The organism is Micromonospora sp. WMMD987, from assembly GCF_029581435.1.
GTDB classification, from domain to species: domain Bacteria; phylum Actinomycetota; class Actinomycetes; order Mycobacteriales; family Micromonosporaceae; genus Micromonospora; species Micromonospora rifamycinica.
Genome location: NZ_CP120861.1, coordinates 1,522,258 through 1,547,111 on the forward strand (window position 1 = coordinate 1,522,258; position 24,854 = coordinate 1,547,111).

24 protein-coding genes and 1 pseudogene are annotated in these 24,854 nt (G+C 73.1%); 13 read left to right on the plus strand and 12 right to left on the minus strand.

The window, feature by feature from the left end; genetic code table 11:
* Together O7612_RS06715 and O7612_RS06720 are read right to left on the minus strand one after the other, a co-directional pair.
* The gene (locus tag O7612_RS06715) at nucleotides 1-783 is read right to left on the minus strand and encodes an ABC transporter permease (RefSeq protein WP_282271398.1); all 783 of its coding nucleotides are present in this window, start codon (nucleotides 781-783) and stop codon (nucleotides 1-3) included.
* The gene (locus O7612_RS06720; protein WP_282271399.1) at nucleotides 780-1,679 is read right to left on the minus strand and encodes an ATP-binding cassette domain-containing protein; all 900 of its coding nucleotides are present in this window, start codon (nucleotides 1,677-1,679) and stop codon (nucleotides 780-782) included. The genes O7612_RS06715 and O7612_RS06720 overlap by 4 nt, the downstream gene beginning before the upstream one ends.
* 133 nt (nucleotides 1,680-1,812) lie before the next feature.
* On the opposite strand from O7612_RS06720, the gene O7612_RS06725 reads away from it, so the two are divergent.
* The 3 genes and pseudogenes from O7612_RS06725 (at nucleotide 1,813) to O7612_RS06735 (ending at nucleotide 4,473) form a co-directional block, all read left to right on the plus strand.
* On the plus strand, nucleotides 1,813-3,057 hold the full coding sequence (locus tag O7612_RS06725) for a histidine kinase (protein WP_282271400.1): 1,245 nt from the start codon (nucleotides 1,813-1,815) through the stop codon (nucleotides 3,055-3,057).
* A pseudogene (locus tag O7612_RS06730) lies at nucleotides 3,054-3,796 on the plus strand (response regulator transcription factor). The gene O7612_RS06725 and the pseudogene O7612_RS06730 overlap by 4 nt, the downstream one beginning before the upstream one ends.
* A 185-nt stretch (nucleotides 3,797-3,981) precedes the next feature.
* A complete protein-coding gene (locus tag O7612_RS06735; protein WP_282271402.1) occupies nucleotides 3,982-4,473 on the plus strand; it encodes a hypothetical protein in 492 nt (163 codons plus the stop codon).
* Between the two features lie 87 nt (nucleotides 4,474-4,560).
* Here O7612_RS06735 and O7612_RS06740 read toward each other — a convergent pair whose 3' ends face one another.
* Nucleotides 4,561-5,340, minus strand: a complete 780-nt coding sequence (locus O7612_RS06740; RefSeq protein ID WP_282271403.1) for a D-Ala-D-Ala carboxypeptidase family metallohydrolase — start codon at nucleotides 5,338-5,340, stop codon at nucleotides 4,561-4,563.
* A 322-nt stretch (nucleotides 5,341-5,662) separates the two neighbouring features.
* Here O7612_RS06740 and O7612_RS06745 point away from each other — a divergent pair, with 322 nt between their 5' ends.
* On the plus strand, nucleotides 5,663-6,307 hold the full coding sequence (locus O7612_RS06745; RefSeq protein WP_282273826.1) for a hypothetical protein: 645 nt from the start codon (nucleotides 5,663-5,665) through the stop codon (nucleotides 6,305-6,307).
* A gap of 112 nt (nucleotides 6,308-6,419) precedes the next feature.
* Nucleotides 6,420-6,884 (plus strand): PPOX class F420-dependent oxidoreductase, encoded by a 465-nt coding sequence (locus tag O7612_RS06750; RefSeq protein WP_282271405.1) that lies wholly within the window; start codon nucleotides 6,420-6,422, stop codon nucleotides 6,882-6,884.
* Between the two features lie 97 nt (nucleotides 6,885-6,981).
* Here the strand turns inward: O7612_RS06750 and O7612_RS06755 are convergent, their stop codons facing one another.
* Nucleotides 6,982-8,214 carry a serine hydrolase domain-containing protein gene (locus O7612_RS06755; RefSeq protein ID WP_282271407.1) on the minus strand — a complete coding sequence of 411 codons (1,233 nt, stop codon included), beginning with the start codon at nucleotides 8,212-8,214 and terminating at the stop codon, nucleotides 6,982-6,984.
* 78 nt (nucleotides 8,215-8,292) lie between these two features.
* Here O7612_RS06755 and O7612_RS06760 point away from each other — a divergent pair, with 78 nt between their 5' ends.
* The 3 genes from O7612_RS06760 (at nucleotide 8,293) to O7612_RS06770 (ending at nucleotide 10,520) form a co-directional block, all read left to right on the plus strand.
* Nucleotides 8,293-8,886, plus strand: a complete 594-nt coding sequence (locus O7612_RS06760) for a pentapeptide repeat-containing protein (protein ID WP_282271409.1) — start codon at nucleotides 8,293-8,295, stop codon at nucleotides 8,884-8,886.
* A 225-nt stretch (nucleotides 8,887-9,111) separates the two neighbouring features.
* The gene (locus tag O7612_RS06765; protein WP_282271411.1) at nucleotides 9,112-10,008 is read left to right on the plus strand and encodes a hypothetical protein; all 897 of its coding nucleotides are present in this window, start codon (nucleotides 9,112-9,114) and stop codon (nucleotides 10,006-10,008) included.
* Between the two features lie 74 nt (nucleotides 10,009-10,082).
* A complete protein-coding gene (locus O7612_RS06770; protein ID WP_282271413.1) occupies nucleotides 10,083-10,520 on the plus strand; it encodes a nitroreductase family deazaflavin-dependent oxidoreductase in 438 nt (145 codons plus the stop codon).
* A 61-nt stretch (nucleotides 10,521-10,581) separates the two neighbouring features.
* On the opposite strand, the gene dacB is transcribed toward O7612_RS06770, so the two are convergent.
* Together dacB and O7612_RS06780 are read right to left on the minus strand one after the other, a co-directional pair.
* The gene (gene dacB, locus O7612_RS06775; RefSeq protein WP_282271415.1) at nucleotides 10,582-12,165 is read right to left on the minus strand and encodes a D-alanyl-D-alanine carboxypeptidase/D-alanyl-D-alanine-endopeptidase; all 1,584 of its coding nucleotides are present in this window, start codon (nucleotides 12,163-12,165) and stop codon (nucleotides 10,582-10,584) included.
* A gap of 96 nt (nucleotides 12,166-12,261) precedes the next feature.
* On the minus strand, nucleotides 12,262-12,987 hold the full coding sequence (locus tag O7612_RS06780) for an aquaporin (RefSeq protein WP_282271416.1): 726 nt from the start codon (nucleotides 12,985-12,987) through the stop codon (nucleotides 12,262-12,264).
* Nucleotides 12,988-13,216: 229 nt separating this feature from the next.
* On the opposite strand from O7612_RS06780, the gene O7612_RS06785 reads away from it, so the two are divergent.
* Entirely contained in the window at nucleotides 13,217-13,498 is a 282-nt protein-coding gene (locus O7612_RS06785; RefSeq protein ID WP_282271418.1) for an adhesin, read from the plus strand.
* A gap of 5 nt (nucleotides 13,499-13,503) precedes the next feature.
* Here O7612_RS06785 and O7612_RS06790 read toward each other — a convergent pair whose 3' ends face one another.
* Together O7612_RS06790 and O7612_RS06795 are read right to left on the minus strand one after the other, a co-directional pair.
* Complete coding sequence (locus O7612_RS06790; protein ID WP_282271420.1) at nucleotides 13,504-14,592, minus strand: beta family protein; 1,089 nt, start codon at nucleotides 14,590-14,592, stop codon at nucleotides 13,504-13,506.
* A gap of 68 nt (nucleotides 14,593-14,660) precedes the next feature.
* Nucleotides 14,661-15,386: a response regulator transcription factor gene (locus O7612_RS06795; RefSeq protein ID WP_282271422.1), complete on the minus strand. Its 726-nt coding sequence runs from the start codon at nucleotides 15,384-15,386 to the stop codon at nucleotides 14,661-14,663.
* A 274-nt stretch (nucleotides 15,387-15,660) separates the two neighbouring features.
* On the opposite strand from O7612_RS06795, the gene O7612_RS06800 reads away from it, so the two are divergent.
* A complete protein-coding gene (locus tag O7612_RS06800; protein ID WP_282271424.1) occupies nucleotides 15,661-16,053 on the plus strand; it encodes a cupin domain-containing protein in 393 nt (130 codons plus the stop codon).
* A 123-nt stretch (nucleotides 16,054-16,176) separates the two neighbouring features.
* On the opposite strand, the gene O7612_RS06805 is transcribed toward O7612_RS06800, so the two are convergent.
* Nucleotides 16,177-17,364 (minus strand): threonine synthase, encoded by a 1,188-nt coding sequence (locus O7612_RS06805; protein ID WP_282271425.1) that lies wholly within the window; start codon nucleotides 17,362-17,364, stop codon nucleotides 16,177-16,179.
* Between the two features lie 115 nt (nucleotides 17,365-17,479).
* Here O7612_RS06805 and O7612_RS06810 point away from each other — a divergent pair, with 115 nt between their 5' ends.
* Entirely contained in the window at nucleotides 17,480-18,262 is a 783-nt protein-coding gene (locus O7612_RS06810; RefSeq protein ID WP_282271427.1) for an aldo/keto reductase, read from the plus strand.
* Nucleotides 18,263-18,428: 166 nt separating this feature from the next.
* On the opposite strand, the gene O7612_RS06815 is transcribed toward O7612_RS06810, so the two are convergent.
* Both O7612_RS06815 and O7612_RS06820 read right to left on the minus strand, forming a co-directional pair.
* The gene (locus O7612_RS06815) at nucleotides 18,429-19,556 is read right to left on the minus strand and encodes a cellulose binding domain-containing protein (protein ID WP_282271429.1); all 1,128 of its coding nucleotides are present in this window, start codon (nucleotides 19,554-19,556) and stop codon (nucleotides 18,429-18,431) included.
* Nucleotides 19,557-19,711: 155 nt separating this feature from the next.
* A complete protein-coding gene (locus O7612_RS06820; RefSeq protein ID WP_282271431.1) occupies nucleotides 19,712-20,491 on the minus strand; it encodes an IclR family transcriptional regulator in 780 nt (259 codons plus the stop codon).
* A gap of 197 nt (nucleotides 20,492-20,688) precedes the next feature.
* Between O7612_RS06820 and O7612_RS06825 the strand changes: the two genes are divergently transcribed.
* Both O7612_RS06825 and ctaD read left to right on the plus strand, forming a co-directional pair.
* Nucleotides 20,689-21,795: an FAD-dependent monooxygenase gene (locus tag O7612_RS06825; RefSeq protein WP_282271433.1), complete on the plus strand. Its 1,107-nt coding sequence runs from the start codon at nucleotides 20,689-20,691 to the stop codon at nucleotides 21,793-21,795.
* Between the two features lie 163 nt (nucleotides 21,796-21,958).
* Complete coding sequence (ctaD, locus tag O7612_RS06830; RefSeq protein WP_282271435.1) at nucleotides 21,959-23,716, plus strand: cytochrome c oxidase subunit I; 1,758 nt, start codon at nucleotides 21,959-21,961, stop codon at nucleotides 23,714-23,716.
* Nucleotides 23,717-24,161: 445 nt separating this feature from the next.
* Here ctaD and O7612_RS06835 read toward each other — a convergent pair whose 3' ends face one another.
* The gene (locus O7612_RS06835; protein ID WP_282271437.1) at nucleotides 24,162-24,791 is read right to left on the minus strand and encodes a hypothetical protein; all 630 of its coding nucleotides are present in this window, start codon (nucleotides 24,789-24,791) and stop codon (nucleotides 24,162-24,164) included.
* Between the last annotated feature and the right edge of the window lie 63 nt (nucleotides 24,792-24,854).

Genomic DNA, 24,854 nt, shown 5'->3' on the forward strand with positions numbered 1-24,854 from the left:
TCAGTTCACCTCCCGCCGCAGGGTGCGCACCATCCCGGCGGCGAGCGGCGCGGCCACCCAGACCAGCAGGGACACCCCGAGCCGGCCCCACTGCCCGGCGGTCATGTCCGGGCCGAGCAACGGCTCCATGGTGACCGAGGTGTCCAGCCAGCGGGCCGGGCCGTGCAGCGCCGAGATCATCGCGGACAGGATGCTCCACACGGTCGGCAGCAGCAGCGAGGTGACGATCGCCAGTGGCGTGTTGAGCAGCAGCAACCCGAACCCCGCGCCGATCAGCACGTTGAGGGACTGGAACACGGCGGCGTGCCCGGCCCGCGTCCAGTCGAGGTCCCAGCTCCCCGCCCCGCCGGTGATCCCGGCCAGCAGGGTGCCGACGGCGGCGACGGCCAGGCTGACCAGCACCGACGCCAACGCGGCGAGCAGCACGGCGGCGAGCTTGGCGAGGATCACCCGTTCCCGGCGCGGTACCAGGGCGAACGTGGTCAGCGCGGTGCGCTGGGACCACTCCGCGGTGATCGACAGGATGCCCAGCACCGGCAGCAGCAGCGCCACCGGCGCCAGCGACGCGGTGAAGAAGTTGGTGAAGGTCTGCCCGGCGTCGTCGACGAAGCGCAGTTGCAGCGCGACGATCGCGGCGGCGATCAACCCGATCGAGGCGAGCAGCCAGCGGCCGGCCCGGGTGTCGCCGAGCTTGCGCAGCTCCACCCCGATCAGCCGGGCCAGGGACGGTCCGGACACGGACTGCCGGGCGGTGGCGGGGGGTGCGGTCGTCACGGTGCTCACTTCACGGCCTCCTTGGTGCTCGCGCCGGCGGTCAGGGTGAGGAAGAGCTGTTCCAGGCCACCGCCGCCGGCCGGGCGCAGCTCGGTCAGCACCAGCCCGGCGTCGGCGGCGGCCTGCCCGACGGCGTCGGGTTCGGCGCGGACCACACATCCACCGTCGGCGCCGGCGGTGGCGTCCAGCCCGGCCCGGTCGAGGGTGAGCCGCAGGGCGTGCGGGTCGCGGGCACGGACCAGGGTGCCGGCACCGGCCAGCAGCTCGTCCTTGCCACCCTGGGCGACCACCCGGCCGCCGCCGATCACCACCAGCCGGTCGGCGACCGCCTCCACCTCCCGCAGCAGGTGGGAGGAGAGCAGCACGGTGCCGCCCCGGTCGGCGAAGTCGCGCAGCAGCCCGCGCATCCAGAAGATCCCCTCCGGGTCCAGGCCGTTGGCCGGCTCGTCGAGGACCAGCACCCGGGGGTCGCCGAGCAGCGCCAGCGCCAGGCCGAGCCGCTGCCGCATCCCCAGCGAGTACGCCCCGACCCGCCGCTTCGCCGCCACCGGGTTCAGGCCCACCCGGTCCAGCACCGCGGGCACCCGGTCGGCGTCGACGCCCATGGTCCGGGCGGCCAGGGTGAGCGTCTCCCGTCCGCTGCGCCCGACGTGCTGCGCCGAGGCGTCCAGCAGCACGCCCACCTCGCGGCCCGGGTTGGGCAGCTCGCGGTAGGGCTGACCGGCCACCGTGGCGGTGCCGGAGGTCGGGCGGCTCAGCCCGCAGAGCATCCGCATGGTGGTGGACTTGCCGGCCCCGTTCGGGCCGAGGAAACCGGTCACGGTGCCGGGTTCGCAGCGGAACGAGACGTCGTCGACGGCGGCGTGCGGACCGTACCGTTTGGTGAGGTGGTCAACGGTGATCATGCCGTCGAGCCTGTCCCAGCCACCCGGCCGGGCGCTGCGGCCGACCGTCGAGAGCCGCCCCTACCTCGGTCTACCGGCAGACCTCGACTTTGGTTGGTGTCCGGCACGCCGTTCGGCTTTCTAGCATGGGTGGGTGAGTGCTGCCGTCGTACCTGATCATCCCTGGCTGTTGCCGGGGGCGCTGACGCCCGAGACGCGGGCACCCCGGCGCACGCCCCGGGACTGGCTGGTCGACACGGTGGCTTTCCTGCTCGCCGTCGGCTGGGCGCTGCTGGCGTTCGCCGACGCGCTGTCGCCCAACCCGCAGTTCGCCCACAACGCCGGGCCGCCCTGGCTGGTCCTGGTGGACCTGGCGGCGGGCCTGAGCTACTGCGCGGCGCTGTGGCTGCGCCGCCGCTGGCCGGTCGGGCTGGCCGTGGCCGGCCTGCCGCTGGCGCTGTTCTCGGTGACCGCCGGGGTGGCGATGCTGGTGGTGGTGTTCACCGTGCTGGTCCACCGGCCGCTGCCGATCGGCGCGGCGCTGGTCGGCTTCCACCTGGCGTCCATCCCGCTCTACACCGTCGTGCGCCCCGACCCGACGCTGCCCTACTGGGCGACGGTGGCCTGGACGATGATGTTCGTCGGGATCGTGGTGGCCTGGGCGCTGTTCGTCCGGGCCCGCCGGCAGCTGGTGCTGTCGCTGCGCGACCGCGCCCACCGGGCCGAGGCCGAGCAGCAGCTGCGCATCGACCAGGCCCGCCAGCTCGAACGCACCCGGATCGCCCGGGAGATGCACGACGTGCTGGCGCACCGGATCTCGCTGCTCAGCCTGCACGCCGGGGCGTTGGAGTTCCGCCCGGACGCGCCACCGCAGGAGGTGGCGCGGGCGGCCGGGGTGATCCGGGGCAGTGCGCACGCCGCGCTCCAGGACCTGCGCGAGGTGATCGGGGTGCTCCGGGCCGACACCTCCGGTGGCGACAGCGCGCCGGAACGCCCCCAGCCCACCCTCGCCGACGTGCCCGCGCTGGTCGCCGAGTCCCGGGCGGCCGGGGTGCGGGTCACCCTGGCCGACGAGGTGACCCGGCCGGCGGAGGTGCCGACGGCGGTGGGCCGCAGCGTGTACCGGATCGTGCAGGAGGGGCTGACCAACGCGCGCAAGCACGCCCCCGGCGCTTCGGTCGCCGTCCGGCTGGCCGGCGGGCCGGGGCGGGAGCTGGCGGTCCAGATCCACAACCCGTGGCCGGTGGGCGGCGCACCCGGGCCGGCGCTGCCGGGTGCCGGGACCGGGCTGGTCGGCATCGCCGAGCGGGTCACCCTGGCCGGTGGCCGGCTGACGTACGGTCGGGACGACGCCACCGGCGACTTCCAGCTGGCCGCCCGACTGCCGTGGCCGGCATGAGCGGCCCGGCCGGACCGGGCACCGCCGACCGGCGGGGGCGGGCCGGGTGGCCGGGATGAGCGGCGGCGACCCCGACACTCCGGTGCGGGTGCTGATCGTCGACGACGACGCTCTCGTCCGGGCCGGGCTGTCGATGATCCTGGGTGGGGTGCCGGACCTCCGGGTGGTGGGGGAGGCGACCGACGGTGACGAGGTGCCGGCCGCCGTCGCCGGGTGCACGCCGGACGTGGTGCTGATGGACATCCGGATGCCCCGGGTGGACGGGCTGACCGCCACCGAGGCGCTACGGGCGTCGCCGCACCCGCCGGAGGTGCTGGTGCTCACCACCTTCGACGCCGACGAGCAGGTGCTACGGGCGTTGCGGGCCGGGGCGGCCGGCTTCCTGCTCAAGGACACCCCGCCCGCGGAGATCGTCCGGGCGGTGCGGCGGGTGGCGGCCGGCGAGGCGACCCTGTCCCCGACGGTGACCCGGCAGCTGATCAGCCACCTGACCACCGGGTCGACGGCGGGTCCGGACCCGCGCCGGGACCGGGCGCTGCGGCTGCTGGCCGGGCTCACCGAGCGGGAACGGGAGGTGGCGGTGGCGCTCGGCCACGGCCGGACCAACGCGGAGATCTCGGCGGAGCTGTTCATGAGCGTGGCGACGGTGAAGGCGTACGTGTCGCGGCTGCTGACCAAGTTGGCGTTGAACAACCGGGTCCAGGTGGCGCTGCTGGTCCACGACGCGGGCCTGGTCTGAGGCGGGCGCCGCTGCCGACGGTCGTCCCGGCCGGCGCGGTGGTGGACGGCGGGCGGGTGCCGGGGCCGGGGGATCCGCGCACCGCCTGGGGGATTGAACCGCCGCCGGTCACCGCCCGTACCACTGGCCGAGGATGCGTTGCGGCGATTCGGCTGCAATCGCTGCCGAGCTGCGGGAGGCCTGCCGTGCGAGTTGGTGAGCAGTCGACGGACCCCATCGATCAGGTTCTGGGCGAGGTGCCGGTGCCCGCCTCGTTGACACCCGAGGACGTCCGGCTCGCGGTGCGAGCGGTCGTGGTGCACGCCGCCGAGGAGTGGCCCAATGGGCCGCTGTGCCGCAACGACGGGTCGTCGTACCCGTGCCGGTTGCACCGTTGGGGACGGCGGGTACTGGAGAACCACGGGTTGAACGACCGGCAGATCGACGCGCTGATCCGGCACGGCAACCCGTTCGTGCACGTGCCGTTCCCGTTCACCTACACCACCCCCCGGCCCGGTACGACGCCCGCCCGCCCCGCCCCGGCCACCGGCTACCCGGCACGGGGCCAGGTGGGTCGGCCCGGCACGTCCGGCGGGCGGCCCGCCGCCGCGGGGATGCGGCCCGGGGTGCGGGCCGGTGTGCCCGGCCGTCCGGTGGCGCCCCCCGCCGCCGCGCCGCGCTGGCCCCGGGCGAGCTGAGCGGGGGTACGCCCGCCGGCTCCCCGGCGCGACGCCGGCCCGGCCCCGATGATCCCGTGGGGCCGGGCCGGTGTCCGCGCCGGTCGGTCAGCGGCTGACGCCGCAGTCCGGAGCCGCCCAGCTGGTGCGGTTCGTCGACTTGTCGTAGTTGTTCTCCCGCCGGGAGTCCACGTGGACATGGTCGTCGTGGCCGGCGTAGCCGGGGCCGTAGATGCCGCTGAAGCCGTGGTCGCGGGAGGCGCGGGCGACCTCGCACAGTGACCTGCTCCCCGAGGTCAGGTCGGCGCCGTTGCCGTAGAGGTGCTGGCTGTCCGAGGCGCCGCCGACCTTCTTGTTGCAGCTGGAGTCGCGGAATCCGCTGGTGACGTTGAGCGGCTTGTCGCCCAGGCCGCGCCGGAGCGCCTCCAGTTTCCACATGGTGCGCACCGCGTTGGCCTTGGTGTCGGCGGCGGAGAGCGGGCCGCCGCTCCAGCCGCCCTTGCCGCAGCCGCCGTCCAGTTCCCGGTAGCTGAAGTGGGCCGGCGTGCAGTCGTTGTCCTGCAACTGGTAGAGCTTGTTGAAGGTCTGCTTGCCGGCGATGCCGTCGCTGCGCAGCCCGTACGCGCTCTGGAAGCGCTTGACCGCGGCGGCGGTCTCGGGGCCGAAGTCCCCGTCGATCCGGACGATCCCCCCGCGGCTGGTCCATCCGGCCACCCGGATCTGCAACTGGCGGACGTCGTTGCCGGAACGCCCCTGGTAGAGGTCGCGTTTCCAGGTGTAACAGCCGTCGGCGTGGGCCGCTGGCGCGGCGGCCACCGTGGCGATCGCGGCACCCGGCAGGGCCAGGGCGAACGCGACGAGTGCCCGCTTCACAGTGTTCCTGCGCACAGAAGTCCTCCCGATCGAGACGTGGATGGGGTGGTGACGCAGGGCATCGCCCGGGACGTCCTGCAACTTCCACCCTGACAGCTCGCCGAGGGATTCGCGGCAATAGAGAGGAATTGTCCGCACCGTCGGCGATAGCTGGATGTTGTCTGTGAATTGCTGGCAATGGTGATTCGGTCAGGCCGGGCCAGTAGTGACAAAGCGGGTCGGAATTCCCCGCCGACGGTCGCCCCGCTCGGGCGGACGCACCGGCCGCGAGGGTGCTGTGGGCCGCCGACCCGGACCCGGTAACGTCGTCCGGGCCGGCGGGGTGGGGGAGGTGGACGTGGCGCGGGGCGGGGTCTTCTGTGTCGAGGGGCAGTGGCACCGCGACCTCAACGAGCGAGGATCCGTGCTGCCCACCCTCGACCTGCTCGAACGGCTCGGCCGGATCCGCTACATCCACAAGGACGCCGCCACCCGCGACGAGCTGTTCTACTTCCTCGACCGCTGGCTGCTCAAGCAGTACGCCGACCACCGGGTCGGCTTCTTCGCCATGCACGGTGAGCCCAGCCGGCTCTGCCTCACCGACTGGGACTCCGTCGAGCTGGCCGACGTCGCCGAGCGGATGGCCGGCCGGGCCGACGGCCGACGGCTCTACTTCGGCAGCTGTTCGGTGCTCCGCGCCTCCGACACCACGCTGCGTGACTTCCTCGACGTCACCGGGGCCGCCCTGATCTGCGGTTTCACCCGCGAGGTCGACTGGGTCGAGTCGGCCGCCTTCGAGACGGTGCTGCTCGACGTGCTCGCCAACGGCCAGCGGCACAACGCCGCCGAGCTGCGGATGGGCTCGGCGCACTGGGCACCGCTCGCGGCGTACCTCGGCTTCCGGGTGATCTACGCCAACGGCCGCGCCTGGCGGCCCCCCGCCCGGCCCCGCGTGCCCGCGCAGCCCGCACCGGGCCGGGTCGGCGGCCGGTCGTCCGGCTGACGCCGGCCGCACTCGTTACCCGGTCGTCCGGGTGACGCCGCCGCACTCGTCGCCCGGTCGTCCGGGTGACGCCGGCCGTACCGCCGGCCGGCGGGCCTGGTAGAACCGGGGAATGGCACGCAGCGTCGCAACCAACACCCGGGTCGACCGGGACGCCCTGATCGAGTTCGTCCGCCCCCGGCACCGGATCCTGCTGATGACCACCCGGACCGACGGCCGTCCGCAGTCCTCGCCGGTCGCCGGTGGGGTCGACGCCGCCGGCCGGCTGGTGATCTCCACCTACCCGCAGCGGGCGAAGGTCGCCAACATCCGCCGTGACCCACGGGTCTCCGCCTGCGTGCTCTCCGACGACTGGGACGGCCCCTGGGTGCAGGTCGACGGGCTCGCCGAGGTGCTCGACCTGCCGGCCGCGCTGGAGCCGCTGGTGGAGTACTACCGCAGCATCGCCGGCGAGCACCCGGACTGGGACGAGTACCGGGCGGCGATGACGGCGCAGGGCAAGTCGCTGATCCGGATCACCGTCGAGGGCTGGGGACCGATCGCCACCGGCGGCTTCCCGGCCCGGCTGGTCGGCTGACGACCGGGGTACGGCCGGTCCGGCGGCCCCGGTCGTCCGGCGGCCCCGGTCGTCCGCCGGCCCCGGTCGTCCGGCGCGGCCCGGGGCGGACTCGGACTCAGCCGACCAGGGCGGCGTAGACGAGCTGCCGGAGCTGGGACCGCAGCGGGTAGGTGCTCGACGGCATGAGCTGGGTGAACAACAGGGCGGTGAGCTCCTCGGCCGGATCGACCCAGAACGCGGTGCTGGCCAGCCCGCCCCAGTAGTATTCGCCGACGCTGCTCGGCACCTTGGCCGGCACCGGGTCCTGCACCACGGCGAAGCCCAGCCCGAAACCGATGCCGTCCAGCACCGTCTCGGCGAACCCCCGCGGCTCCAGCGAGGCCAGGTCGCCGCCGCCGGGCAGGTGGTTGCGGGTCATGTAACGCACCGTGCGGGGGCTGAGCAGCCGTACCCCGTCCAGCTCCCCGCCACGCAGCAGCAACTGGGTGAACCGGTGGTAGTCGGCGGCCGTGGAGACCAGCCCACCGCCGCCGGAGAGGCACTGCGGGCGGACCGACGCGGCGGCCCCGAGCGCGTCGGCGCGGACCACCCGGCCGGTGCCGGGATGCGGGGTGTAGAGGGCGGCGAGTCGTCCGGCGTCCGCCGGGTCGACCCAGAAGCCGGTGTCGGTCATGCCCAGCGGGGTGAGGATCCGGTCGGCGAAGAACTCGGCCAGGGTCTGTCCGGAGACCACCTCCACGAGCCGGCCGAGCACGTCGGTGGAGACCCCGTAGTTCCAGCCGGTGCCGGGCTGGAACAGCAGCGGCAGCTCCGCCATCCCGGCGCTCGCGCCGGCCAGGTCCAGCCCCGGCGGGACACCGAGGTCGTAGCCGGCGGCCCGGTAGATCGCGTCCACCACCGAGGTGTGCGCGAAGCCGTAGGTCAGCCCGGAGGTGTGGGTGAGCAGGTGCCAGACCCGGATCGGCTCGACCGCCGGCACGGTGTACGCCTTGAGCGCCGAACCCTTGTCGAAGACCCGGACGTCGGCGAACTCCGGCAGCCAGCGGCTGATCGGGTCGGTCAGCTCGAACCGGCCCTCCTCCCACAGCATCATCGCCGCGACCGAGGTGACCGGCTTGGTCATCGAGTAGATCCGCCAGATGGTGTCCGGATCGACCGGGGTGCCCGCCTCCACGTCGCGCAGCCCGTACACCGAACAGTGGGCGATCTCGCCGCGCCGGGTGACCACCACCTGCCAGCCGGCCAGCCGCCCGTCGTCGACGTACCGGCCGAAGTGTTGGTCGATCCGGGCCAGTCGGGCCGGGTCGAAGCCGATACGGTCCGGGTCGGTGCTGCGTGCCACGCTCACGCCGCCGAACCTACTAGCCGGTACGCGCCGGGTGGAAGGTTCGGCGATGGTGTCGGTGCTCGCACCTATGGTGGACCGATGCCGCAGGTCACCGAGGACGAGACGTTCCGTCGCACCGACTGGTACGCCGAGGAGCTCATCGAGCGGCACTTCGTGCGCTGTGTCTTCGCCGACGTCGACCTGACCGAGGCGGTCAGCCGGGGCGCCTCGTTCACCGAGTGCTCCTTCGGTGGGGTGTCGCTCAACGCCTCCCGGCACACCGACTCGGCCTTCGTCCGCTGCGGGTTCCGCCGGTGCAACCTGTTCGACGCCGAGTTCACCGGCTGCAAGCTGGTCGGCAGCACCTTCGACCAGTGCGATTTGCGTCCGCTGCGGGTGTCGGGCGGGGACTGGTCGTTCGTCGCGCTACCCGGCGCCGACCTGCGCGGCGCGCGGTTCAGCGACGTACGGATGCGGGAGGCCGACCTGACCGGGGCCGACCTGACCGGCGCGACGTTGGCCCGGGTGGACCTCGCGGCCGCGCAGTGGCACGGCGCGCGGCTCGGCGGGACCGACCTGCGGGGCAGTGACCTCACCGCGTTGGATCCGACGGCGGTCGAGCGGGCCGGCGCGGTGATCGACCCGGCGCAGGCGATGACGCTGGCCCACGCGTTGGGGTTCGACATTCGCTGACCGGCCCGCAGACCTGGTTGATCTCCCTGGCATCATGGTCGTGAGCTGGGAATTCGACAATAGACAGGAAACTTTCCTTCGGCCCCAGTTGGTAACAAACTGGAAACGCCCACCCGCTGGCATATGGCGCAGCCCGGCCTTGAAATGAAAACGTGAGGACGCTCACGCCGCGACCGAACCCCTCCCCGACCGGTCGCGGGCGTCGGGCTGGGGAGTGGGACATACGTGGACGACCAAGAGACCTGGCGGATCGGGCCGGGCCCGACGACCCGCAGCGCGCAGCGGCGGGAGGCCCGCCGCCGGCAACGCCGCCGCTGGGCGACCGGGGCGGTGGCCGCCCTGGCCTGCCTCGCGGTGCTGGTGACCTACCTGGGGCCGGCGGCCGACCCGCCGGGGCAGGACGCGGGGGCGCCGGCCGGCACACCCACCCCGGCCGGGTATCCGACCGGGGTGGCGGGGCTGGGCGACCCGGCCGAGACCGGGATCGCCGCACCCGGGTTGCAGCCCCGGGAGCGGACCCCGTCGCCGAGCGCTCCGCCGTCGCCCACGGTCGCCCCGGCGGCGTCGTCGCCGGCCGCGCCGACGGTCAGCGTCTCCCGGGCCGAGGTGCCCGCCGAGGTGGACCTGACCGGGCTGGGCACCCGGGACTGGGTCCACTGGGGGCTCAACCGGCCGGAGACCCTGGTCCGCCGCAGCGGCGGCAGCGGGGAGATCCGGGACGAGGGCGGTCGCGGCGCACGCGACCGGTACGACACCAACCCCGAACTGTTCGGCTGGCGCAACGGCACCCCGGTGCCGGCCGTCGGCGCCACCGGCACCGGCGTGTTCGTCTGCGGCGTCGGCAACGGCTTCACGCTGGCCGTGACGGGCAGCGGCGAACCGCGCACGGTGCACCTCTTCGCCGGGCTCTGGATGGCCCGGGGCCGGCTGGACGTGCGGCTGTCCACCGGCGGGCCGACCCGCACCCTGCGGCTGGAGGATCCGCACACCACCCACACCACCCAGTTCGTCATCCGGTTCCGCGCCCCGCAGGGCGAGAAGCTGCTGATCCGCTGGACCGTCGAGGGGACCTTCAACAGCAGTTGCGGCAACGTCAACCTCCAGGCTGCCGCGGTCCGTTGAGGCGTTCCGCGCCGGGCGGGCCGACGCCGGGATAGCGTGGCCGGGTCGATGCCCACGACTAGCCGGAGGCGTAGATGCCGACCAACGAGCAGGTGCTGGACAGCCCCGAGGGCTGGGTCGCCGACCACATCCGCCGGTACGTCGCGACCGGCGGCGCCGAGGGACACGAGTGGCAGCCGGGTGTCTTCACGCTGCTGCTGACCACCCGGGGCCGACGCAGCGGCAAGCTGCGCCGCACCGCGCTCATCTACGGCCGCGACGGCGAGGACTACCTGGTGGTCGCCTCCCAGGGCGGTGCGCCGCAGCACCCCTCCTGGTACCTCAACCTGCTCGACGACCCCGAGGCGGAGGTGCAGGTCGGCGCGGAGACGTTCGCCGTCCGGGCCCGTACCGCCGAGCCGGCGCAACGGGCGACGATGTGGCCGACGATGACCGCCATCTGGCCCGCCTACGACGAGTACCAGAGCCGGACCGACCGGGAGATCCCGGTGGTGGTGCTGCACCGGCGGTGACCGGCGGTGGCCCGGGTGCCGGGCGGCTCAGCGCCCGGTGGTGGCCCGGGTGCCGGGCGGCTCAGCAGACGATCGGCTTGACCCAGGAACACTCCCCGCCCCCGGGCGCCGGTGGCGCCTCCGGGGCGGCCGGCGGCGTCACCCGGGCGGTGCCGTCGTCCGCCGCCCGGTGCGAGGCCAGGGCGATGGCGATCTGGTCCTCCAACTCCCGGACCGACGAGGTGAGCTGGTTGTTGAACACCACCGAGAAGGCCAGCACCCGGCCGTCGGCGTCGGTGGCGTAGCCGGAGAGCCCGGACACCCCGGTCAGGCTGCCGGTCTTGGCGTGCACGTTGTTCGCCGCCGCCGTGCCGCGCATCCGGCTGCGCAGAGTGCCACCGACCAGGCGGTCGGCGTTGCCGGCGATCGGCAGCGCCGCGTACCAGGTGTCGAACCAGGGTTCCCGGCGGACGGCGGCGAGCAGGGCGACGAACTCGCCGGCCGGGACCAGGTTGCGCCGGGACAGCCCGGAACCGTCGAGCTGGCGCAGCACGCCGGTGTCCACTCCGGTGTCGGCGACGTACTCGCTGATCGCCGTGAGCCCCGCCGGCCAGCTGCCGGTGCCGGAGACGACCCGCCCCATCTCCTTGGTCAGCACCTCGGCGTGGCCGTTGTTGGACAGCTTGAGGAAGGGCACCAGCAGCTCGGCCAGGGGCATCGAGTCGTGCCGGGCCACCGGTACGGCGTCCGCCGGGGTGGCCCGGCCGAGCACGGTCCGGCCGAGCACCCGGATCCCGTGCCGGCGCAGCGCGTCGCGGAAGACGGCGGCGGCGTACCCGGTGGGCTCCCAGACGGTCATCCAGTCGCTGGTCGGGGTGGCGTCGACCGCGATCCGACCGGTGACCACGATGGTGTTGCCGCCGTGCGTCCGGGTGAACGACAGCGTCGTCTCGCCGTCGGCGACCGTCTCGGCCCGGTTGTCGATCCGCAGGTAGCCGTTGGGCGGGGTCATGGTGACCACCGGCCGCGCCCCCACCGCGCCCGCCGGGGCGGCCCGCACGATGACGTTGCCCGCGTCGTAGTCGGTGTCCGGCGCCACGGTCAACGCGGAAACCTGCGCCGCGTAGTAGTACGACTCGTCGTCCCAGGCCCAGTCCGCGCCGAGCCGGCTGTCGTCGTACCGGGTGTCGTCGGCCACCAGGTGGCCGGTCACCACCCGTACCCCGTCGGCGGCGACCCGGGCGGCCAGCGCGTCGTAGTCGGCGGCCAGCATCGTCGGGTCGCCGCCGCCGCGCAGGTAGAGGTCGCCGGAGAGCAGCCCGGCCCGCCGCCGCCCGTCGGCGAGCACGTCGGTGCTGAACCGGTGCCCGGGGCCGAGCAGCGCCAGGGCCGCCGTGGAGGTCAGCAGCTTGGTGTTGGAGGCGGGGACCAGCCGACGGTCGCCGTTGCGGTCGTAGAGGGTCCGGCCGGTGGCGGTGTCCACCACGACCACCCCGGCCTGCGCGCCGTCGAGCCGGGGATCGGCGAGGACGGCGTCGATGGTGGCGCGCAACCGGGTGTCCGCCGGGGTGGGTGACTCGGCGGTGGCCGGGAGCGCACCGGCGGCGGCCACGGTGGCGACCAACGCCACCGACGCGAGCGTCCGGGGAAAGAGACGACGATGCATGCGCTGACGCTGCCACGAAGATTTCCGTCAGGCAAGCCTCGACGCCGTAGGTTTTCTTCCACCTCCGGTCGGCCCCGTCTGACCGGCCGGGTGCGGTCAGCCGGGGTTCGGCGCGGCCGTACCGGGTGCCTCGGGTCCGCGCCGCAGCCGCGGGCTCTGCCTGAGCACCAGCGGCGCGACCAGGGCGGCCAACGCCCCGCCGAGCAGCGGAAAGACGACGAACACCCACAGTTGCCGCAACGCCGTGCCGCCCTCGAACAGGGCCGGGCCGAACGACCGGGCCGGGTTGACCGAGGTGCCGTCCAGGGTGATCCCCACCAGGAGCACCGCCGTCAGCGCCAGGCCGATCGCGAGACCGGCGAAGCCGGCCTGCTCGCCCCGGCTCGTCACCACCAGCACCACCAGCACGAACAGGAAGGTCAGGATGGTCTCCAGCACCGCCGTGCCACCGCGGTTGATGTGCACGCCGTAGCCGTTGGTGCCCAGCGCCCCCGTCTGGTCGGCCACCCCGCCCCAGCGGACCAGCGCCCAGATGACGAAGCCGCCCGCCGCCGCCCCCACGAACTGCGCGACGGCGTACGCGACCGCGCCGACCACGGAGATCTTGCCGGAGAGCAGCACCCCCAGCGTCACCGCCGGGTTGAGGTGCGCGCCGGAGAGCGGTCCGATCGCGTACACCAGCGCCACCACGACGAGCCCGAAGGCCAGCGCCACGACCACCACGCCGCCCTCCACCCGGGCGAAGACCGCGCTGCCCACCCCGACGAAGACCAGCAGCAGGGTGCCGAGCAGTTCGGCGGCGTACCGTCGGGCAGCGTCCATGCGCCCAGGGTAGGAAGGATGAGCGGGCCGGGGAGCGGAAACGGGGATGTCGGCAGAGCCTTCCACAGACCCCGCTCTATTTGACGAACCCCCGGGCAGCGGGCACCGTGGGTGACGAGGGGCCGCGGGAAGCCGCCCCGGACCGCCCGGCGGGCACCGGTTCGCCGCAGGAGGCGCGCATCTGCCGCCGCGCGCGGTTTCGATCCCGAGAATCCCGAGGAGTCCCATCATGCTCACCATGACCGACAACGCCGTGCTCGTCATCCGTGACCTCGCCGCCCAGCAGGACGTCGCGCAGGACGGCGGGCTGCGGATCGCCGCCGACGTCGAGGCCGGGGCGCTCACCATCGAACTGGTGCCCGTGCCGGCGCAGGGCGACCAGGTCGTCGACACCGAGGGGGCGCGGATCTTCCTCGACGCCGAGGCCGCCGAACTGCTCAACGACACGTCCGTGGACGCCTCCGTCGACGACGAGGGTGTGGTGCAGTTCGGGTTCACCGAGCAGGCGTGACCTGGTCAGCGGGTCCACCGGTGCTCGCCGCCCCGGTGCGGGCGGGTGAAGCCGTCCTCGCCGCCCGGGGGCGGACCCGGACGACGCCGGTCGACCGGTCCGGTCAACGCCGCCAGGACGTGCGCCAGGTGGTGCGACGTGCTCCACGCCGTCCAGTTGACCGGTGATCCCGCGCCGGTCACCCGACGGGCACGGCGCAGCAACTCCTGGTCGCCCCAGGAGAAGCCCGCCCCGGTGGGCGGCCAGTGCGGCGCGGCGACCAGGGCGCGGCACAGGTCGGCGAAGCGTTCGTCGCCCCGGCCACCCCGCCGCGACCAGCGGTAGATCCACCACCCGTCGTCGGCGGTGTACCGCACCGTGGGCAGCCGGTCGCCCGGCTCCACGTCGCCGGGTGGGGCCGGGACCACCCCGTAGTCGCCGTAGCCCACGCCCAGGTCGGTCAGCCGACGCCAGAACAGCCAGTCCCACCGGTCCACCCGGACCGGTTCGTCGGTGCCCAGCCGGGACAGCGACGGAGGCATCCCGCCCGCCGCCACGGTCACCGTGCGCCAGGCGTGCCGGCAGGCCCAGTCCACCAGCCGGCGCACCCGGGGCTCGGCCATCCGTAGATCGGCCGCACAGCACACGTCACCGGCGTCGACCAGCAGGTCGCACTGTTCCGGGACCAGCCCGGTCCGCCGCCACACCCGCTCCACCGCCGAGGTGGTCGCGTCCGGCCCGGCCCGGTCCCGGCCGACCCGGAGCCGGACCACCGCTCCCCGGGCGTACCGGCGACACGCCGTGCCGTGCGCGGCCAACCGGCGGTCACCACAACTCAAGCCGATCACCGGCAGCACCGGTACGTCCCACCGGGCCAGCTCGCCGTCCGGCCCGTCGGGCAGCGCGCAGACGTCGACGGCCGGCACCAGACCGGCGGGCAGCCGGCTCAGCAGCTCGGGCAGGCCGCTGTCGGCCGGGGACACGTGCAGGACCGGTGTCACCAGGGGAGCCGCGGCGCTGTCCAGGTGCACCAGCGCCTCCAGCTCACCGCGTCTGCTGGTGAGGATGGGGCGGTAGACCGGTTCCGCCACCCGACCTCCGGGGGCGGGCACCATACCTCAATTTACCGATTCGACCGCCACCGGCACAGAGGTGAACGGAAATCGGTGGTGGTTCCCCCGGTTCAGCCGTCGGCCGGGTCGTCGCCCGCCCCGGGACGGTCGCCGCCGGGCGGGGCGAGCCGTACCCCGACCCCGCGCACGGTGTGCAGGTAGCGGGGTTGCTGGGCACTCTCCCCGAGCTTGCGGCGCAGCCAGGACAGGTGCACGTCGACGGTCTTGTCCGCGCCGCCGTAGGGGATCCGCCAGACCTCGGTGAGCAGCTCCCGCTTGGTCACCACCGTGCCGGGCCGGGTGGCGAGGTGGTGCAGCAGGTCGAACTCGCGCGGGGTCAGCTCCACCGGTACGTCGTCCAGGGTGACCTGCCGGGCGCGCGGGTCGATCCGCAGCCCGCCGACCACCAGCACCGGGTCGTCGTCGGGCCGGTCGGTTCCGCCCCGGCGCAGCACCGCCCGGACCCGGGCGTCGAGCTGGGCGGCGGTGAACGGCTTGACCACGTAGTCGTCCGCCCCGGCGTCGAGCAGCCGGACGATCTCCCGCTCGTCGTCGCGGGCGGTGGCCACGATCACCGGGACGGCGCTGACCGCGCGCAGCATCCGCAGCAGCTCACCGCCGTCCAGGTCGGGCAGGCCGAGGTCGAGCACGACGAGGTCGGGCCGCTCGTCGAGGGTGTGCCGTAACCCTTCCATGGCGGTCGACGCGGCCGCCACCGCGTGCCCCCGCTCGCGCAGCCCCCGGACCAGCGGGGTACGGATGGTCAGGTCGTCTTCGACGAGCAGCAGGCGGGCCACCCCCGCAGGGTAGTCCCGGGCGGGGGTCCGGCCCCGGACACGGGCGCACGGCGCCGCACGACCACCGGCCGTCCGTCGCCGCGCTCCGACCGTCTCCCACCACCGCAGCCATTCGGCGGTACGCCAGCGGGGACCTGGTTCGACCGGTGCGTCGCCGCCCCGGCCCGGAGTGGTCGTTGCCCGTTCCGGCGACGCGCAAACCCCGGCGGGGTGGGGAATTCCACTATCCGCACGACCCGGCGTGATCCGCTGCCGTTGCGGGTATGAGCGGGCCATGGAACATTTCACGATCGCGACGGTCGCCGAGAAGAGCCCGGACTTCCGCCGGGTGCTCTGGACCGGCGAGCAGACCCAATTGGTGATCATGACCATTCCGGCCGGTGGTGAGATCGGCGAGGAGGTCCACGAGGGAATCGACCAGATCCTGACCTTCGTCAGCGGCACCGGCGAGGCCCGGGTCGGCGGGGAGACCCGGGAGGTCGCCCAGGGTGACCTGGTGGTGGTGCCGGCGGGGACGAAGCACAACTTCGTCAACACCGGCCCCAACCCGTTGGTCCTCTACACCGTCTACGGTCCGCCGGAGCACGCCGACCAGGCGGTGCACCGGACCAAGGAGGAGGCCGACGCGGCGGAGGCCGCCGGCCGGGACGAACCGCCGACCTCCTGAACCCACCGTCGCTGCGGACGGCGGCCCCGGAGACCGACCCCTGTCCCACGCCTTACACGTGGGCGGGGGTCCTCCGGGCGGCCCGCGCACCGACCCGTCGGCGCAGCCCCGCGGCGGCGGTCGTCACGCCACCGGCACGCCGGAGACGTCCACCGTCTCCGGGTACTTCAGCCCCGACCCGGTGTTGAGCACCACCACCCGCTCGCCGGCCCGGATCCAGCCACCGGCGCGCAGGTGCCGGGCGGCGGTCAGGCAGGCCGCCCCCTCCGGGCAGAGCAGCAGCCCCTCCCGGGAGGCGAAGTCCCGCAGGTCGGCCAGGATCTCCGCGTCGTCGACGGCGAGCGCGGTCCCGCTGCTCTCCCGCAGCGCGGTCAGGATCAGCTCGTCACCCAGCGGGGCCGGCACGGTGATCCCGAACGCCACGGTGTGCGCGTCGGCCCACGGCTGGACGCGGTCCGCACCGGCGGCGAACGCCCGGACGACCGGCGCACAGCCGGTGGACTGCACGGCCACCAGCCGGGGCAGCCTGTCGTCCACCCAGCCCAGCGTCCGCAGCTCGTGCATCGCCTTGTGGATGCCGATCAGGCCGACCCCGCCACCGGTCGGATAGATGATCACGTCGGGCACCTGCCAACCGAGCTGCTCGACGATCTCGTACCCCATGGTCTTCTTGCCCTCCAGCCGGTACGGCTCGCGCAGCGTGCCGGCGTCGAAGACCGCGCCGTCCGAGCCGGCGACCAGGTCGGCCACCCAGCGCCCGGCGTCGCCGATCAGCCCGTCCACCAGGTGCAGGTCGGCCCCGGCGGCCACGCACTCCCGGCGGCAGATGGTCGGGGCGTCCAACGGCATCGCGATCGTCGAGGCCAGCCCGGCCCGGGTCGCGTACGTCGCCCAGGCGGCTCCGGCGTTGCCGTTGGTCGGCATGGCGATCCGCCGAACCCCCAGCTCCCGCGCCCGGCTCACCCCGACCGCCGCCCCCCGCGCCTTGAACGACCCGGTGGGGGTCAGCCCCTCGTCCTTGACGATCAGGTCGGCCACGCCGATCTCCCGGCCGTACGCCGACGCCCGCCACAGCGGCGTCCACCCTTCGCCCAACGTGGTGACGTGCCGCTCGTCGGCGACCGGCAGCACCTCCCGGTAGCGCCACAGGTCGGCCGGGCGCAGCCCGAACCGCTCGGGGGTCACCGCGGCGGCCACCGCCGTCAGGTCGTAGCGGGCCAGCAGCGGTGACCCGCAGTCGCAGAGGTTGGTGAGCCGGCCCGCGTCGTGTTCGCGGTCGCAGCGGGGGCACTCCAGATGGGTCAGGTACACGATGCTCCTCGCCGTCGGCCCGGTCGGTGCTCGGCACACCGGCATTCTCCGGCAATCCGCCCGGGTTCGCCGCTCGCCCGGCATGTCCGGTCCGATCACGGGTAGAACGGTCGGCATGGACCTCGACCAACCCACCGTCGGTCTCCCCGGCGGCGTCCGCATGCCGCTGCTCGGGTTCGGCACCTGGCAGGCGACCGGCCGGGCCGGCTACGACGCCGTGCTGGCCGCCCTGGACGCCGGCTACCGGCATATCGACACCGCCACCATGTACGGCAACGAGGAGGAGGTGGGCCGGGCGGTCAGGGAGAGCGGGCTGCGCCGGGAGGACGTCTTCATCACCACCAAGCTGCCGCCGGACCGGGTGGGCCGGGAGCGAGAGACGATCGAGGCGAGCCTGCGGGCGCTGGGCACCGACCACGTCGACCTCTGGCTGGTCCACTGGCCGCCGCCGTCGCCGGCGGACAGCATCCCGGTCTGGCGTGAGCTGCTGGCCGCCCGGGACGAGAACCTCACCCGGGCGGTGGGGGTGAGCAACTACTCCACCGCTCAGCTCGACGAGCTGATCCAGGCGAGCGGGGAGAGCCCGGCGGTCAACCAGATCCGGTGGAGCCCGTCGCTGTACGACCGGCGGCGGCACGTCGAGCACCGGGACCGGGGGATCGTGCTGGAGGGCTACAGCCCGTTCAAGGCCAGCGACCTGAGCGACCCGGTGCTGACCCGGATCGCCGCCGCTCACGACGTCTCCCCGGCGCAGGTGGTGCTGCGGTGGCACGTCGACCACGAGATCGTGGTGATCCCCAAGTCGGTCACTCCGGAGCGCATCAGTGCCAACGCCGACATCTGGGACTTCTCGCTGACCGCCGAGGAGATGCGGGACATCGACGCCCTGGGCGGCTGACCCTGCCGGGGTGCCGGGAGCGCGCTGACCGACCGGGGCCGCAGGGACGTGCTGATCCCCGGGACGCCGGGGGACGTGCTGACCGGCCGGGGCGGCAGGACGTCGACACGGGTGCGGGGGGCGTGACCGACAGGTCACGCCCCCCGCGTGGTGGTGGGTGGTGGGCTCAGGCGCGGGCGCAGGCGACGCCGTTGAGGGAGAAGCTGGTCGGTGCGGAGTACGTCCCGTTCAGGCTGCCCTGGTAGCCGAAGGTCGCGCTGCCGCCGGGGGAGAGGGTGCCGTTGTGGGAGACGTTGCGGGCGGTCACCGTGGACCCGCTCTGGGTGACGCTGGCGTTCCAGGAGCTGGTGACCTGCTGCCCGCTGGGCAGGTTGTAGGTCAGGGTCCAGCCGTTGATGGTGCCTGAGCCCCGGTTGGTGACCGTCACGTCGGCGGTGAAGCCGTTGTTCCACGAGTTCGACGTGTACTTCACCGCGCAGCCGCCGCCGGTGGGCGGGGGCGTGGTCGGCGGGGCGGTGGTGGGCGGCGGGGTGCCGCCGGTGTTGACGGTCTGGGAGAAGTTGGTGACGGCCAGCCCGGCGCCGCCCTGCCACGGCTCGAAGCCGGCCTGGATGCTGGTCAGGTACCAGTCGTTGGTGATCGCCCCGCGGTTACGGGTGTCGGCGATGAAGTCCAGCACGTTGAAGCTCATGCCCTGGATCGCCGACGGCGCGACGTACGAGATGACGTTGTTGCCGCCGTTGTTGCCGCGCCACACCTCCCAGCTGCGGCCCGCGATGTTCGCGTTGCCCACCGGCGAGCCGATCGGCTGGATGCTGCCCTGCCGGTTGAACCAGATCATGATCTCCATCGCGTTGACGCCGTCCCGCTTGGGCGACGGGTCGAGCCAGATGTCGTAGGCGGCGTCGTAGATCGCGCCGCCGACGTAGTTGAAGGAGATGCTGCCCGGGGCGCTGCTGATCGACTTCACCTGGGCCGGCAGGTTGGTGCCCGGCGAGCAGTTGGTGTAGTGGCAGCCGACGAAGATCGACGGGTACGACACCGGTGCGCCGTTGGTCGGCGCGGAGCCCTGCTGGCTGGTGATGCTGAAGCCGCTGCCGGTGACGTTGATGCACTGTTGGGCGGTGGTGCCCCAGCGGTTGTTCTGGACCACGTACCTGCCGCCGATGACGGTCGAGCCGTACTGCTCGCAGATCTGGGTGTCGGCGGAGGCGGTGCCGCCGAAGGCGACGGCGACGATCGAGCCGACGGCCAGGAGGCCGGCGGCGGCGAGTGCCCGCAATGGACGCTTCATGATGCTCCTTGGCTGCGGCGCGGGGGCGCCGGACCTGTCTCGGATGTGACCGGGAGCGCTCCCATGGTCCTTGTCACATTTACACACTTGAAACTGTGGCGCAACTGAACCGGTTAAGTGGCCGGGCGATCCTGTCCAGATACGTGAACCACGTTCTACAGGTTGAGCGACAGGAGGGCGCGGGCCGTGCGGACCTGGGTCGCCGCCTCCCGCAGCACCGCCGCCAGCCTGGTCCGCACCTCCGGCCCCAGCCGGGCCACCGGGGCGGCCACCGCGATCGCGTCCACCGCCGGCTCCCGCAGCGCCACCGCCACGGCCACCGCCGCCAGCCCGGGGCTGCACTCCTCCCACTCCTCGGCCCAACCCCGCCGCCGCACGGCGGCCAGCTCGGCGCGCAGCGCCTCCGGGGTGGTGACCGTCCGGCCGGTGGCCGCCGGCAGCGGCCACTGGAGCAGCCGGTCGACCTCCTCGTCGGTCCGGGCGGCGAGCAACGCCTTGCCGGCCGCGGTGGCGTGCGCGGGCAACCGTCGCCCCACCGCGCAGACCGGCCGGACGATGTGCGCCGAGTCCCGCCTGGCCAGCAGCACCACCGCGCCACCGTCGAGGCGGTAGAGCTGGACCGTCTCGCCGGAGTGCTCGGCCAGCCGGTCCAGGGTGACGTCGTACAGGGCGGCGGCGTCCGCGCCGACGAGGAACGCCGCACCGACCTCCAGCGCCCGCAGCCCCACGGAGAACCTGGTCCCGGTCGGGTCGACGGCCACCCAGTCGCGGTCCAGCAGGGTCCGCAGGATGGCGTGCAGGCTGCTCTTGGGAATGCCCAGCGCCCGGCTCAGCTCCACCGGCGACCGGGGCCCCTGCGGGGCGGCCAGCGCCTCCAGCACGTCCAGCGCCCGCCCCGCCGACTTGACCGACCGGTACGCCTCGTCCGTCGTCACGCCGTCACTGTAGTGAGACGGGCGGCGTCCGGCCGAGGAGCACACCTCCCGCGAACGGCGTTCCACCGCCTGGACGAGTTTCTGCCCCGCCCCGAACGCGCCGAAGGACGGGATCAACGCCTCTGGTGTGCTCCGATCGCGGGGAGTAGTGTCTTGCCTTCACCGCGTGCCGATCCCCTCCGGAGGCGTACACCACCATGGGTGGCTCTCCCCTGCGCATCCTCGTCGTCGGTGCGGGCATCGCCGGTCTGGCCGTCGCCCGGGCCCTGCGGCTGGCGGGCTTCCGGCCGGACGTGACCGAGAAGCTACCCCCGAACGAGCTGACCGACACCGGTCTCTACCTGCCCGGCAACGCCGCCCGGGCGTTGCGCGGCCTGGACCTCGACGGCCCGGTCCGTCCACTCGGGCAGGTGATCCGCCGCCAGCGCTTCCTCGACGCCGCCGGCGACCCGCTCTGCGAGGTGGACCTCGACGCGCTCTGGGCCGGGGTGGGCGAGTGCCGGGCGCTGCCCCGCCGCGACCTCTACCAGGTGCTGCTCAGCGGGGCGGGGGGCGCGGTCCTGCACGGCGCCGAGGTGGACACCGTCGAACTGCTGCCGACCGGGGTCGCGGTGAGCTTCACCGACGGCACCGGCGGCGAGTACGACCTGGTGATCGGTGCCGACGGTCCGCGCTCCGCGGTCCGCGCCCTGGCCGGGCTCGGCGGTCCGCCCCGCCCCGCCGGTCAGGTGGTCTACCGGGGGGTGGTGCGCGACGGCCCGGACGTCGCGGACTGGACGGCGCTGCTCGGGCGGCGGGCCGGCTTCCTGGTGGTGCCGCTCGGGGCGGGGCGGCTCTACTGCTACGCCGACGAGGCCGGCACCGTCGCTCCGGCCGACCCGGTCGCCCGGCTGCGTGAACTCTTCGGCGGCTACGGGGGACCGGTCCCGGCGGTGCTGGCCGCCTGGCACGACGTGCAGGTCGGGCTCACCGACGAGGTCGAGCTGGGACGCTGGCACCGGGGCCGGGTGCTGCTGGTCGGCGACGCCGCGCACGCCACCGCGCCGACGCTGTCCCAGGGGATCGCGATGGCGCTGGAGGACGCGGTGGTGCTCGCCGAATCGCTCCGTGCCGCCGGCGGTGTCGAGGCGGCCCTGGTCGCGTACGAGAGCCGACGTCGTCCGCGTACCCGATGGGTGCGGGACCGGACCCGGGACCGCAACCGCACCCGGGACGTGCCGCCGGCGCTGCGCGACCCGTTGCTGCGCGGGCGGGGCGGGCGGATCTTCGGCGAGCACTACCGACTCCTGGTCGGCCCGCTGTAGCCGCGACCGGCGGCCGGACACTGTAGCCGCGACCGGCGGCCGGACATGGTGCCAGAGCACCCCGAGCGGTGCTGCCACCTACCGGGGACTAACATCCTTTCGGATGACGGCCCGCAGCTGACGACGCGTGCCGAGCGGGACAACCGAGAACCGGAGGCCATTCGTGACCACCGTCGCACCCAAGCCGGTCGTGACCCGGCCATGGCCGGTCCGAGAGCCGGTCAAGGGGTCGGCCATCGCGCGGCTGCTACGCACCACGGACGCGAAGCAGATCGGGATCATGTACATGGTCACCGCGTTCGTGTTCTTCATGATCGGTGGCCTGATGGCCCTGATCATGCGAGCCGAGCTGGCGCGACCGGGCCTGCAGTTCCTGTCGCCGGAGCAGTACAACCAGCTGTTCACCATGCACGGCACGATCATGCTGCTGTTCTTCGCGACGCCGATCGTGTTCGCGTTCGCCAACTACGTCGTGCCGCTGCAGATCGGCGCCCCCGACGTCTCGTTCCCCCGGCTGAACGCCTTCGCCTACTGGCTGTACCTGTTCGGCGGCACCATGGCGACCGCCGGTTTCCTCAGCCCGGGAGGCGCGGCCGACTTCGGTTGGACCGCTTACACCCCGCTGAGCACCGTCGAGCACTCGCCGGGCGTCGGCGCGAACATGTGGGTCGTCGGCCTGGCCATCTCCGGCCTGGGCACCATCCTCGGTGCGGTCAACCTGATCACCACGATCCTGACCCTGCGCGCGCCCGGTATGACCATGTTCCGGATGCCGATCTTCACGTGGAACATGCTGGTCACCAGCCTGCTGGCGATCCTCGTCTTCCCGCTGCTGGCCGCCGCGCTCTTCGCGCTCGCGGCGGACCGGCTGCTCGGTGCCCACGTGTACGACCCGGCCACCGGCGGCCCGATGCTGTGGCAGCACCTGTTCTGGTTCTTCGGCCACCCCGAGGTCTACATCATCGCGCTGCCGTTCTTCGGCATCATCACCGAGGTCATCCCGGTCTTCTCCCGCAAGCCGATCTTCGGTTACAAGGGCCTCGTCGCCGCCACCATCGCCATCGCCGCGTTGTCGATGAGCGTCTGGGCGCACCACATGTTCGCCACCGGCCAGGTGCTGCTGCCGTTCTTCAGCTTCCTCAGCTACCTGATCGCCGTGCCGACGGGCATGAAGTTCTTCAACTGGATCGGCACCATGTGGCGGGGCCAGATCACCTTCGAGACGCCGATGCTGTTCGCCATCGGCTTCCTGGTGACCTTCCTCTTCGGTGGTCTGACCGGGGTGCTGCTGGCCAGCCCGCCGCTCGACTTCCACCTGCACGACTCGTACTTCGTGGTGGCGCACTTCCACTACGTGCTGTTCGGCACGATCGTGTTCGCGGTGTTCGCCGGCATCTACTTCTGGTTCCCGAAGATGTTCGGCCGGATGCTCGACGAGCGGCTGGGCAAGATCCACTTCTGGCTCACCATGATCGGCTTCCACACCACGTTCCTGGTGCAGCACTGGCTGGGCAACGAGGGCATGCCCCGGCGGTACGCCGACTACCTGCCCAGCGACGGCTTCACCACGCTCAACATGATCTCCACGATCGGCGCGTTCATCACCGGCATCTCGACCCTGCCGTTCATCTGGAACTGCTGGAAGTCGTACAAGACCGGGCCGGTCGTCGAGGTGGACGACCCGTGGGGCCACGGCAACTCGCTGGAGTGGGCGACCAGCTCCCCGCCGCCGCTGCGCAACTTCGACCGGATGCCCCGGATCCGTTCCGAGCGCCCGGCGTTCGACGCGAAGTTCCCCGAGCTGGCCGCCGGCCAGAGCCTCGCCGGCCCGCCGGAGGGTGGTGCCAAGCCGCTGACCAGCGAGGTCAACGGTGGCGCCAGCTACCAGGAGGACCGGAGCGGGAACCTCGACCAGCGCTGACGCCACACGTACACCGCCGACGGGCGTCGTACCCCACGCCGGGGTGCGACGCCCGTCGGCATTCCCGGACTGGGCTGTCGCCGGTGGTCGGTTGCCGGTCGCCCGTCGCCGATCGTCGGTGGCCGGTCGCCGATTGTCGGTCGCCGATTGTCGGTTGCCGGTTGCTGGTGATTGGTCCGCCGGTGATCGCTGATCGCTGATCGGCGATCGGTGGTCGGCGGTCGGTGGTTGCCGGTGTCCCGTCGGTCAGCCGGCCGGGTCCGGAACGTGGTGGTCGCCGGAGCGCAGTTTCTCGGAAGAGCGGTATGCCCCAGCGTCATTTAAATGACGCTGGGGCATACCGCCTCGTGTTTTGACCGTTGTGTGGGCAGGGTGGTCTGGCGGTGTGGTGTGGGTGTTCGTGGTGGTGTGGTGTGGGTGTTCGTGGTGGTGTGGGGGTGGGGTGTTATTTGCCCTTGTGGATGGCGTTGCGGCGGATGACGGGGTAGCGGGTTCGGCGTTTGCGGCGTTTTCCGGCGGGGCGTCCGGGTCCGGGGTGTCCGGGTTTCGGGTGGCCTGGTGGTTGCCAGGCGTTGCGGAGAGCGGGCGAAACCTGTCGGCGGGTCTGGCCGGGGGTGGGGGTTGTGGTGGTGGTGGGTTCCCAGGGCAGCCGGTGGTGGGTGAGGTGGGTGCGGGTGCAGAACAGGTGGAGGTAGGCGTAGGCGTGTAGGCGGAGCCAGGTGGTCAGGGTGTCGGGTTGGCGGGGGTGGAAGTCCGGGGCGTGGGCGGTGGTCTTCAGGTGGCGGAAGTAGTGCTCGATGTCGTAGCGGGTCAGGTAGGTCATGACAAGGGTGAGTAGGTCGCGGCGGGTGCCGGAGTACCAGAGTGCGAGGTCGCCGGCGCGGCGGCTGGGGCGTAGGTGCTGGACCCGGGCGAGGAGCACGGTGCCTTCCACGATCGGGAGGGTGGTCTGGCCGGTGAATCCGCGGCTGGCGCGGGTGAGTTTGGGGTGGACCTGGTGCCAGGCCCGGACGGTGACGGTGCCGTAGATGTCGAGTGGTCCGCTGACACCGGCGTCCGGGGTCAGGTCTGTCAACGACGGACTGGAACTGACCCCCTAACGACGGATTGGGATTGACCCCCCGGTGGTCGTTTCGTG